Here is a 12,002-nt window from a genome sequence, read left to right on the forward strand (position 1 = left end):
ATATTTTGAATTTTCAGTAATTATCTATGATAAACTATTTACTTATTCTTTATCCACATTTAATTCTATCATGTTTCTACATAATTTGATAATGATTTACTTATAAATCCAATTTTCATTTGTGCCATAACGATAATGCGAAGCACCACATACTTCCTCATTTCCTGCACAATGTCCTTCATCTAATAATTGATTAATTAAAATCTTTACTGAGTAATCGTTGCTATTATAGTAAGACTCATAATCTTTATAATCTATTGAATGTGTCAATTCTTTTCCACAATCACATTTAACCCAATATGTCACTCTTAAAATCTTTGTTTGTTCTTCCTTTTGAGGTTGTTGTGCATTAGTAGTATTTCCACTTGAGGCTGGCTGACTTGGTGTTACAGAAGAAGGCTGATTGCTTTCAACAGGTTGTACTGGTGTTTGTTTTGTTTCAACTTTCTTTTGTGTTTTATTTTCATTAGTATTTTGATTACTCGTTTTCTCTTGGGTTTGCACATCACTTTTTACAGATTCTTGATCTTCCTGAATCGTATTTTCTTCTGCTGTTTGTTTGGATGTATCATTTACACTTTTATCACTTTCATTGGTTTCATCTTTGGATACATCTTTTTTCTTTGATTTTTTTTTTGATACCTCTTTTTGTGAAATAATTACTTCTTTTTTGTTTTCTACATGGTTGTTCATTGGTAGTGCATTACAAACAACCAACAATGTAGATAATGCTAAAACTATAATATTGCTTTTTTTCATATATTCTCATCTCCTCTACTCATTATCATCATTAAATTTGTACAAAGTCTATACTTGTATTTATTGCTTATCAGAGCTACCATTACCTTTATTGACTTGAAAAAAGTACATTGTAGCAATTCCTATAAATGCACCTATTTGCATTGAAACAATAGATATGATTATTTCTTTCATTGTACCACCTTCTTTCATAAAAAAAGATAGTAAATCTTCTGATCTACTATCTTATCATTCATATTCACTTTTAAAAGCATTACACTATTTCAATCCAACATAAATAATCGGCAATCTTCACTTTCATTCCATCCAAGATATGTACTCTTTGTATTGGACTTACTAACGAATCTAGTGTTCTCCAAAATACTTTTTCACTTAATTCGTTGTTGTTAATATAAAATTTCATTTGGTTTCCTGCTTTCTTTTAATGACATCCATTTTACCTCATCTTTGAAGTAAAAAATAGCGATTTTTAGGTAGTGACACCCTTTTATATGGGTGACATCCACGTAAATCGCTATTTTTTGATTCTTTAAAATATCTTAAAAAACGTTGATTTCATCGGCTTTTTTTCGATGACATCCATTTTAACTCTTAATTTTGGTGGAGATGGCGGGAATCGAACCCGCGTCCAAAAGCAATTCCTCCAAAGCGTCTACAGTTTAGTCCATTGAATAATTTAACTTGGCTACAATCAACGAACAATTTTACACCAAGCGATTCTTTAAATTTTCGTGGTTAAAGTCAAGACTCCTTCAACCCTTATCCTAAAAGTTATAATACTAACAAATAGCTATAGGCTCACTAAATGTTAGCAGCTTTCATGTCTATGTCGACTAAGCGAAAGCGTAATTAGTTTGTCTGTTTCCAGTTATTTTTTGTTTGAGTTTAACGTACTCCAACGACTGCAGCTAAGGTCAAACATACCCCTGTCGAATCCAAGACATCCCCAGATTAGTAGTAATTTTTAAGAGACTTTTCGATATCTCTTTTTGCAGCTTTTTCTTTTAGATCATTACGTTTATCATAAAGCTTTTTACCTTTAGCAAGCGCAATTTCTAATTTAGCTTTAGATCCACTAAAATACATTTTAGTAGGTACGACAGTTAAGCCACCTTCTTTTAACTTATTAGTTATTTTAAGGATTTCTTTTTTATGAAGCAAGAGTTTTCTTGTTCTTCTTGCTTCATGATTAAAGATATTTCCATGATCGTAAGGAGCGATATGCATGTTTTCTACATAAACTTCGTTATTTTTGATTCTTACAAAAGAATCTTTTAAATTCACATTACCTAAACGCACAGATTTAATTTCAGTTCCTTTTAATTCAATACCTGCTTCATAAGTATCTAACAAGAAATAATCATGATGTGCTTTTTTATTTTGAGAAATGATCTTCATACATATCACCACCTTTTCTATCTTCTTTTTCTTTTAAACTTTTGTTTTGGCTTTCTATCTCGTCGCTTATTTATTATAACAGTTTTTTTCTTCTTTTTGTTAGATTTCATACCAACAATTTGAAAATCTATTGTTTTTTCTCTTTTTGAAGCAGCTGAAACCTTAATTTTGACTTTATCAGACATCTTAAATCGTCTTCCAGTTCTTTTTCCAATTAATTGTAGATTTATGTCATCAAAATAATAGAAATCATCTACAAGATCTTCCATACGAATTAATCCTTCAATCGTATTTGGAAGTTCAACAAACATACCAAAGTTTGTAATTGAAGAAACAATTCCTTCAAAGGTTTCACCAATATGGTCTTCCATATATTCAGCCATCTTCATATCATCTACTTCACGTTCAATATCAATTGCTTTTCTTTCAAGCGAAGAAGCTTGATCAGCAACATTTTGCATAATAGAAGCAAAATGGAAAAGAGTTTCTTGATCTAATTTCTTTTTAAATAAATACGTACGTATCAAACGATGAACCATTAAATCAGGATAACGTCTAATTGGTGATGTAAAATGTGTATAATATTCATCTGCTAAACCAAAATGTCCTAAACATTGTTCATCATATCTTGCCTTTGCCATGCAACGAAGAAGTAATGTAGAAATAATCACATGTTCATCTGTTCCTTTACTTGCTTCAACGATTTTACTTAATTCTTTAGAATGAATATCTTCTAACGAACCTTTTATTGTATAACCTAGAGTTCTAGAAATTGTAGAGAATTTTCTTAATTTATCTACCTTAGGATTTTCATGAACACGATAGATAAATGGTAAATCAAGCCATTTAAAATGTTTTGCAACTGTTTCATTAGCAACTAACATAAATGATTCAATAATACGGTCACTTTCTCCACGTTGTCTTAAAACAACATCTGTTGGTTTACCTTTTTCATCAACTAATACTTTAGCTTCATTTGTATCAAAATCGATTGCTCCACGATCTTCTCTTGTTTTTTGTAAAATTTCAGCAAGTTCTTTCATTAAGAAAAATAAATCACATACATGGCTATACTCTTCTTGTAGTTTTTCATCCCCTGCAAGTATTTTATTAACATTATTATAAGTCATTCTTTCAGTTGAATTAATAACTGATTCAACGATATCATGATCAATGACTTCTCCTTGAGGGGTAATTTCCATAAAACATGAAATTGCAAAACGATCCACATGAGGATTGAGTGAACAAATTCCATTAGATAATTTATGAGGAAGCATTGGAATAACACGATCCACTAAATAAATAGAAGTTCCTCTTGCAAGTGCTTCTTTATCTAATTCAGATCCTTCTTCTACATAATAAGAAACATCAGCAATATGTACCCCTAAATAATAATTTCCATTCTTTAATCTTCTTAAAGAAATTGCATCATCTAAGTCCTTGGCATCATCACCATCAATCGTAACAATCGTTTCATTTCTTAAATCAGTTCTTGTTTTAGCTTCTTCTTGATCAATGTCATTTTCAATTGATTCGATTTGTTCATAAACTTCTTTAGGAAATTCAACATGTGCTTCATGTTGAGAAACAACAGATAAAATATCAACCCCTGGATCTCCTACATGTCCTAAAATTTCTACGACATTTCCTTTTAAATAAGGTTTATACGTTTTAATTTCAACAACAACTTTATGTCCAGCTACTGCACCATGACTATGTGCATGATCTATATAAATAGGTTGTGTAAACTTTTGATCATCCGCATCAAAGACAAGTTCTCTTTTAGCGTTTTTCAACAGCCCAACAAGTCTTGTTTGTCCTCTTTCAATAACTTTAACAATTCTACCTTCTTGACGCGATCCTGTTTGATGCTTTTTAAGTTCAACCATGACTGTATCCATATTAAAAGCATCTTTTAAATCTCTTGAAGAAATAAAAATATCATCACTTTCTTCATCAATAATGACAAAACCAAAACCTCTTTTATTAATATGTAAAACACCTACAATATAATTAGAATTTTCTATTAATAAATATTCATTTTTATCATTTCTTACAATTTTACCCTCATCTTCTAATTGATTTAAAGCTTTAAGCAAAACTGTAAAACCTTCACTATTATTTAGATCTAATACATGTTGTAATTCATGAATTGATCTTTCTTTATCTTTTAATATATCCAAAATTCTTTCTTTCATCTTCTCACCTCCAAAAAAAATAGGACGCCTTGCGTCCTATTATTCATTAATTCATACGTAGTAGAATTGCAATCACGAAGAAGGCAATACTCAAAATCATTGTCATTCTAGACATTACTAAATCAACACCACGTTCTTTTTGTTCAGCAAAAAGATTTGAACTTTGACCAGTTAATGCATTAACAATATCATCTGATTTTCCACTTTGTAATAAACATAATATAATAAGAGCAACGGAAATAATAACCATAGCAACCTTTAAAATTGTTTCAAACATATTTTTAACCTCCTTCGATTAATTTAATACATTGCATAGCAAATATTATCATAAAAAGCTCATAAAAACAACATAATTTTAAAATAACTTATGCATTATCTAACCCACAAACATAGTAACGATCTTCTACCCTTACAACCGTTACATTGACTGTCGAATTTAAGCCTTCAATTTCTTCATTAAACGTTAATGAAATCAAAATATTATAATAATCATTATCCTCTAATCCAGCAATTGTTACCTTTGAAGGTGAATAAGATATAATATTATATTTTAAAACCTCTAATTCTGGATATTGATTTTTATAACTATAAAATGATGTTTGTGCATATTGACTAAAGTTTTCCACCATTTCAGGATACATATAATCAACACCACCTATTTCATTTTTTTTCTTATCTACAAAAGTATAATAATCACACACAAAATAAGCAGCCACTAATTGACATTCATCTTCTTCATCTTTATTTTTATAACTTGTATCTAGTCTTGCATAAATATTATTTAATAGTTCGCTATCTCCAGATTTAGTGTATGGAGATTGTACTGTTTCAGTTTTTATTGGTAAAGGCGTATCTTTAGATGTCATAAAATAACCAACACCTACAATCATAAGTAAAAAACATAGCGCAATAATTAAATGATCTCTCATGGCTTTTTGAGGAGATCTTCTTTTACGATAACGATCTAAAAATTTAATTTTTGGTAATTTATCAGAATCAATAAAAATATTTACAATTGTTAAAATTGGTTTATATTTTCTAGAAATCATATCTGTTACTTCTACAAATATTTCAAACATAATCATTAAAGCAATAAATAAAATTGTTCCTGCAGTTGGATTATAATAATATAAATAAGATGAAAGCGAAAATAAGAAAGTGACTAAATAAAGCACTAAAACACTTTTTCTTTGTCCTAATTTTAATTTAAACATCAAATTATGATGTAAATGTCCTCGATCCGCTTCACTAAATTTTTTATGATGTATTTTTCTTCTTAAAATTGCTATTAAAGTATCCATGATTGGAACCATTAAAACAATAATTGGGGCTCCTAAAGTAAAAAAAGCAGAAGCATTGTATCCAAATCCTAATAAAGAAATAACTGAAATCATGAAACCTATATATAAAGCTCCACAATCCCCCATAAAAATTTTTGCTGGATGAAAATTAAAAAACAAAAAGCCCATAATACTTCCAGCAAGAATGAGTGATAAAGAAGCAATGTCACTTCTTCCAGATAATAAAGAAGTCATTGAGATAGTAACAAGGACAATAATTGAAATACCTGCAGATAACCCATCTAACCCATCAATTAAATTAATCGCATTAGTAATTCCTACAATCCAAAATAAAGTAACAATCCCTGAAAGAAATGTCATCGCATCACTTGGGAAATATCCAAATCCTTTTATATAGATTTCTCCATAAACAATGACAATCAACGCCGCAATGACTTCAAAAATTAATTTTACTTTAGGGGATAAATCATGACTATCATCATAAAGCCCTACCATAAAAATTATAAATCCTGCAACCATAATAGCATTTATTTGATGATCTGCTTTCAAAAATAAGGCTGATCCTATAAGTGAACTTAAATAAATGGCATAGCCACCAATACGTGCTATTTCATGTTTATGAACTGTTCTTTTATTCATATGTGCAACAATTCCTAATTGATTTCCAGCTTTAATTACAAGTGGAATCATTAAAGCTGAAATGATTGTTGTTACAACAAATGAAAGAATGACCGTCAGTGACATTTTGCCACCTCCTTTATGCCTATATTATTCATTATTTTTTAGTAAATTTCAACTTTTAAATAGCTCTAAGACTTGTATTTGGACAAAAACTTGTCTATACTAGTATATAAGGAGGAATATGTTTATGCATAGTTTAGGAATCTCTGTTTATCCAGATAAAAGTGATATTAAAGAAGTCTATGATTATATGGAAACTGCTGCTAAATTAGGTTTTACTAGAATCTTTACTTGTTTTTTATCGATTCCAGATGATAAAAGAGAAAGTTATTTAAAAGAATTTAAAGGATTCATGGATAAAGCTCATGAATTAGGATTTGTTGTTGCTGCTGATACAAATCCAGAAGTATTTAAATTAATTGGAGCTACTCCAAATAATTTAAAACCATTTGCAGATTTAGGATTAGATATTATTCGTTTGGATGGTAACTTTGGTACTCAAGGAGATATCGCTGTTACTAGAAATCCTTATGGTATTAAAATCGAATTCAATGCAAGTATGGATGCTGGTGTTGATTTATTAATTAAAAATGGTGGAAATAAAGACCAAATTATTATGTGTCATAACTTCTTCCCAGAAAGATATACTGGGCTAGATTTTGATTTATTCCAACAATTCAATAAACAATGGAAAGCATTAAATCTTCATACAGCTGCCTTTGTTTCAAGTCACAATGATCCAACAATTGGTCCTTGGGAAGTTTTCTGTGGTTTACCTACAGTAGAAATCATGAGACCTTTACCAATTGAAGTACAAGCAAGATATTTATTAGCTACTGGTGATGTTGATGATATTATCATTGGTAACTATCCAGCAAGTACAGAAGAATTAGAAGCATTATCAAAAATCAACTTCCAAGCTTTAGAATTACGTGTTGATGAAGTACCAGAAATTACTGATAATGAAAAATACATCATGTATGAATTTGCTCCACACTGGGATCGATACGATCATTCATCATTTATGTTAAGATCAAGTTTCCCAAGACTTCAATTCAAAAACCAAGCAACTGTTCAAGATTCAGGATTTGGTGATAAAAAAGAAGCTAAAGAAGACAAATCTATTCCACATCATGACTGTGGTAAAAAAGTATTTACGCGTGGTGATATCTTAGTGGTTAACGATAACTTAGCTCATTATCGTGGTGAATTAGAAGTTGTTTTAACTGAAATCCCAAATGATGGTGAAAGAAACTTAATTGGTAAAGTAAAAGATGAAGATTTAGGTTTATTAGATTTCATTAAACCAGGTCAACATTTCAAATTTATTAAATAATTTAAATGAGGTTCAAAACGAACCTCATTTTTAATCTATTGTTTTTAAATATTCTTCTAAACCGTTTTCATCTACATGACCAATCACTTCATCAGCCACATCTTTTAACTCTTTAACAGCATTTTTCATAGCAATTCCATGACCTACATATTTAATCATTCCTAAATCATTTAAGCCATCTCCAAAAGCATAACTATGATCTTTATCAATATTCAAATGTTCTAGAACTTTTTCTACACCCGTTGCTTTAGAAGTATCTAAAGCACATATTTCAAATGAATTAGCTGTTCCGTGATGATCAAAATAAAATTTATCAGCAATATAATCAATAATTTTATCATGATCTTTTTTAGCACTTATTTCTATTTTTAAAGTACGATGCATTACTTCTTCTTTATCAAAATTTGTTATTAATTTTTCATGACGAATATCACAAATTTTAAAGAATTCAATAAAATTATGATAAGCAGGATCAATATAACAATCTGTTGCTGTTTCATAATTATATTCACAATCAACACTTTCTAACATTTTCATTAAACCAACCACTTTTTCATAGGGAATTCTATTTTCAAAAATAATTTTATGATTTAATTCCACATGCGCTCCATTACATAAGACAAAACCATCAAATCCAGCCTCAATAACTTGATTAGAAATAAACGCTAAAGGTCTCCCTGAAGCAACAAATAAATAATGCCCAGCATCTTTTAATCTCTTAAGTTCCTTTTTTACTCCTTCAGGGATTTTTAATTCACTATTTAATAATGTTCCATCTATATCAAAAAATAATACTTTTTTCACCATTTTCACCTCAGATGAGATTGTATCATTTTTAACTATTCAATTTGTATAATTTCTAGATAAGAAAAAAACTGTTCAAAAAGAACAGTCTATTTCATATAGTGTAAGTTTTCTAACATCACACCGCATCCATTAGCAACACAATTTAATGCATCATCTGCTACGAATACAGGAACATTTAATTCAGATTCTAATAATCTATCTAAACCAGTTAATAAAGCTCCTCCACCTGTTAAGAAAATACCACGTGATACGATATCAGCAGCTAATTCTGGTGGTGTTTGTTCAAGAACATGTTTAGTTTCTTTAACAATTGTTGCACAAGTTTCTCTAAGTGCTAATTCAGTTTCGTTTGATGTAATAGTAATTGTATGTGGTAATCCAGTTACTAAGTCTCTACCACGTACTTCAAATGTTTTATCAGATGATCCTTTTACAGCAGAACCAATTTCTAATTTAATTTGTTCAGCAGTACGATCTCCAATTAATAATTTATATTTATCTTTAACAAATTTAATAATGTCCGCATCCATGACGTCACCAGCAATTTTTAAAGATGAACTTGTTACAATATCACCTAAAGATAATACTGCAATATCAGTAGTTCCTCCACCGATATCAATAACCATATTACCTGTTGGTTTATTAATTTCAAGACCAGCTCCAATTGCTGCTACTTTTGGTTCTTCTTCAATAAATACCTTTTTAGCTCCACATCTTTCAGCAACATCTCTAATTGCTGATTTTTCAATTGAAGTGATGTTAGATGGACAACAAATCAAGATTGTTGGTCTAGCAAAAATTCCTTTTAAATTTAATTTATTAATAAAATGAGTTAATAAGATTTCAGTAATTCTAAAATCTGCAATAACTCCATCTTTTAATGGTCTAATTGCTTGAACCCTACCAGGAGTTTTACCTAACATATCTTTTGCCTCTTGTCCTACAGCTAATGGCTTTTTAGTTTCTTCATCTATTGACACTACTGAAGGTTCATTGACTACAATACCTTCACCTTTGACATAAATTAATATATTTGCAGTACCTAAATCGATACCAATTTCTTTTGATAATGCCATTATTTCTCCTCCTTGTATGTTTTTTCCTCAATATTGTATCACGATTTTATTGAATTACAAGGCAAAAAAACAAAAGACACTAATTTTTTTATAAATATAAATTTATCATGATGACGTCTTAATTTTTTCAATTTTTTGATTAAAATATTTATCAGGATTTACAGTTTTATCATCAATTGAAACAATAAAATGTAAATGTTTTTTTAATGTTGATTGATAAACATTATTTCCTGCTTTTCCAATAACATCTCCTTGTTTCACTTGATCTCCTTTTTCAACTTTAATATCATCTAAAGATTGATAAATTGTTTGAATACCTTTTTGATGTTCAATCGTAACAATCCACCCTAATAAAGAATCATTTTCTTTTCTAATAACAGTCCCACTTGCACTCGCATAAACATCAAAGCTTTCATTATCCTTTGTATAATCAATCCCATCATTAGGACGATAGACTCCTTCAAAATAAACAAGTGCTTCTTCTAATTTTTTATCATCTAAAGACGTATCATAAAAACCCTTACTTACTTTAACATCATCATTAACTGGTTTTTTTAAGATTTCACTTCCTTGATTTTTATTTTCATCTTTTGTTTCTACCGAAACTACTGGTACATCCTCGAATGGTTTTAAATTCTTAACAATTTCCTGAATAACACCAGCACCTATTAAAAATAATAAAAGTGAAGTCATAAAAATAAATGTTTTTTTATTCCTCTTCAATAATCCTTTCATGCTTTTCACCTCTTAAGAAGTGTAACCATAAAATCATTCTTTATTCTTTGAAATCTCTACTCCTTGATAATAGTGTTTTAAAATAGCTTGATAATTATATCCTTCCTTTGCCATTCCTTGTGCACCATATTGAGACAACCCAACTCCATGTCCACATCCTTTAGTCACAAAAATATAAGAATTTCCTTCTTTAACTATTTCAAAATCACTTGAAGACAATTGTAGTTTTTCTCTTACTTCCCTACCACTATATTGTTTTTGATTAATAAGAATAGATTTAACTCTCCCACTAGGATAGTGTTCTAAAAAACGATATTGAAACGAACCTCCAAAAAGTGAATTAAGCTGTGCTTTAGTATATTTTACTTTTCTTATAAACTGAGGATCATATTCTTGATCCCAATGTGAATCTACAGAAACCAAATACGGTTGACTTGAACCTTTAAAATAGTTTTCTACATTTTCGCTTTTTCCATTACTGCTTGAATAAAAAAGAGCTGAAATACACTTTCCTTGGTAAGTTAAGATTTCCCCCTTAGTTTCTACAATAGCTTTTTGAACTTTCTCTTTATATTCTTCATAATGATCACTCCATGAAACCTTCATCTTTTCATCATCTAGATAAACTTGTGTATTGGTTGTATTATCTACACTTAATAAACGCGAATAAACAAAAGTTCGACTTGCGACAACTTGTGCTTTAATTGCTTCAAGTTCAAAACTTGCCGGCATTTCTCCAGCAACGACCCCCAATAAATAGTCATCTAAAAGAATTTTTTGTGTATTATCTCCAACTTGTACACTTACATAAACATCTTCATTTTCTTTTCCTTTATATAAAGAATCTTTCTCTTTGGTTGGTTGATACAACAAAATAATCGCTAATAAAATAAATAGAATAAGTAATAATTTAAAAAAAATAGTTTTCATATTTTAATATATGAAAACTTAAATTAAAAATGTATTGTTACAAAATCTAAAATAAAAGATGCAAATAAATAACCCAAAGATACAGAAGCAACAAGATATAAACAATAAAATTGTTTTAATTTCCCCTTAAGAATATATTTTTCATAATGAAAACAACTTAACCCATACATTGAAGATAAAATAGAAAACAAATAAACAATTAACTTTAATATCTGATATGACATATATTTCTCCTCATATAACCCATTAATCTGCATATAATAAACAGGGTGATCGTTTTGACAAATAAAACTTTACAATATCTTATCTATAATCGACTCTATTCAGCAAGTATGTACGAACTTCTTGCAACCCAAGCTCCTACAAATATATTACAAACTCAGATGAAACTTTACCAAGAAGAAACACTTAATAATGTTTCTTATCTTGATCGTTATTATCAAGAATTAAACACATCAAGTTATCATCCAATTGTAAAAGAGCCTGTTAATCAAGGAAGTTTTAAAAAAAATATATATTGGATGTTAGAGTATGAAGGATCAAGCACGAAAATATTTTGCAGTGAAAGTTTTAACGCGAATAACGACGAACAAATAAAAAACCTAACCTCCCATATTTCTTCTATAATTGATCAAAGAAACACAAAACTAACAAATATATATTTGAATATACTTGATGAAGAAATCGCAAATAAATAAAAAACATCACCGAAGTGATGTGATTTACAAATGGTGACTCGTACGGGATTCGAACCCGTGAATGCATGCGTGAAAGGCATGTG

General features: G+C 29.3%; 12 protein-coding genes and 1 other RNA gene. 2 read left to right on the forward strand and 11 right to left on the reverse strand.

Annotated elements, in window-relative coordinates; all coding sequences use genetic code 11:
• Positions 1–96 precede the first annotated feature (96 nt).
• From LJD34_RS14395 to LJD34_RS14420, 6 genes are all read right to left on the reverse strand, one after another.
• On the reverse strand, positions 97–759 hold the full coding sequence (locus tag LJD34_RS14395; RefSeq protein WP_227360229.1) for a hypothetical protein: 663 nt from the start codon (positions 757–759) through the stop codon (positions 97–99).
• 598 nt (positions 760–1,357) lie between these two features.
• Positions 1,358–1,707: a transfer-messenger RNA gene (gene ssrA / locus LJD34_RS14400) on the reverse strand.
• 3 nt (positions 1,708–1,710) lie between these two features.
• Positions 1,711–2,157, reverse strand: coding sequence for an SsrA-binding protein SmpB (gene smpB / locus LJD34_RS14405; protein WP_032089679.1), 447 nt, complete (start codon positions 2,155–2,157; stop codon positions 1,711–1,713).
• Between the two features lie 17 nt (positions 2,158–2,174).
• The gene (gene rnr / locus LJD34_RS14410; protein ID WP_227360230.1) at positions 2,175–4,355 is read right to left on the reverse strand and encodes a ribonuclease R; all 2,181 of its coding nucleotides are present in this window, start codon (positions 4,353–4,355) and stop codon (positions 2,175–2,177) included.
• 46 nt (positions 4,356–4,401) lie between these two features.
• Positions 4,402–4,632: a preprotein translocase subunit SecG gene (gene secG / locus LJD34_RS14415; protein WP_022001041.1), complete on the reverse strand. Its 231-nt coding sequence runs from the start codon at positions 4,630–4,632 to the stop codon at positions 4,402–4,404.
• 88 nt (positions 4,633–4,720) lie between these two features.
• The gene (locus LJD34_RS14420; protein ID WP_227360231.1) at positions 4,721–6,400 is read right to left on the reverse strand and encodes an MraY family glycosyltransferase; all 1,680 of its coding nucleotides are present in this window, start codon (positions 6,398–6,400) and stop codon (positions 4,721–4,723) included.
• Between the two features lie 124 nt (positions 6,401–6,524).
• Between LJD34_RS14420 and LJD34_RS14425 the strand changes: the two genes are divergently transcribed.
• Entirely contained in the window at positions 6,525–7,673 is a 1,149-nt protein-coding gene (locus tag LJD34_RS14425) for a DUF871 domain-containing protein (RefSeq protein WP_227360232.1), read from the forward strand.
• 30 nt (positions 7,674–7,703) lie between these two features.
• Here the strand turns inward: LJD34_RS14425 and LJD34_RS14430 are convergent, their stop codons facing one another.
• The 5 genes from LJD34_RS14430 to LJD34_RS14450 form a co-directional block, all read right to left on the reverse strand.
• Positions 7,704–8,477 (reverse strand): HAD family hydrolase, encoded by a 774-nt coding sequence (locus LJD34_RS14430; RefSeq protein ID WP_227360233.1) that lies wholly within the window; start codon positions 8,475–8,477, stop codon positions 7,704–7,706.
• Positions 8,478–8,566: 89 nt separating this feature from the next.
• Positions 8,567–9,556, reverse strand: coding sequence for a rod shape-determining protein (locus LJD34_RS14435; protein WP_022001045.1), 990 nt, complete (start codon positions 9,554–9,556; stop codon positions 8,567–8,569).
• 105 nt (positions 9,557–9,661) lie between these two features.
• Positions 9,662–10,291, reverse strand: a complete 630-nt coding sequence (locus LJD34_RS14440; protein ID WP_032089673.1) for a M23 family metallopeptidase — start codon at positions 10,289–10,291, stop codon at positions 9,662–9,664.
• Positions 10,292–10,324: 33 nt separating this feature from the next.
• Positions 10,325–11,221, reverse strand: coding sequence for a stage II sporulation protein D (gene spoIID, locus LJD34_RS14445; RefSeq protein ID WP_119362648.1), 897 nt, complete (start codon positions 11,219–11,221; stop codon positions 10,325–10,327).
• 23 nt (positions 11,222–11,244) lie between these two features.
• Positions 11,245–11,445 (reverse strand): DUF1146 domain-containing protein, encoded by a 201-nt coding sequence (locus tag LJD34_RS14450; RefSeq protein ID WP_032089671.1) that lies wholly within the window; start codon positions 11,443–11,445, stop codon positions 11,245–11,247.
• A gap of 54 nt (positions 11,446–11,499) precedes the next feature.
• Between LJD34_RS14450 and LJD34_RS14455 the strand changes: the two genes are divergently transcribed.
• Positions 11,500–11,919, forward strand: coding sequence for a hypothetical protein (locus LJD34_RS14455; RefSeq protein ID WP_227360234.1), 420 nt, complete (start codon positions 11,500–11,502; stop codon positions 11,917–11,919).
• Positions 11,920–12,002: the final 83 nt, after the last annotated feature.

Origin of the sequence: Faecalibacillus sp. MSK20_93, assembly GCF_020589945.1 — a bacterium.
GTDB lineage: Bacteria > Bacillota_I > Bacilli_A > Erysipelotrichales > Coprobacillaceae > Faecalibacillus > Faecalibacillus intestinalis.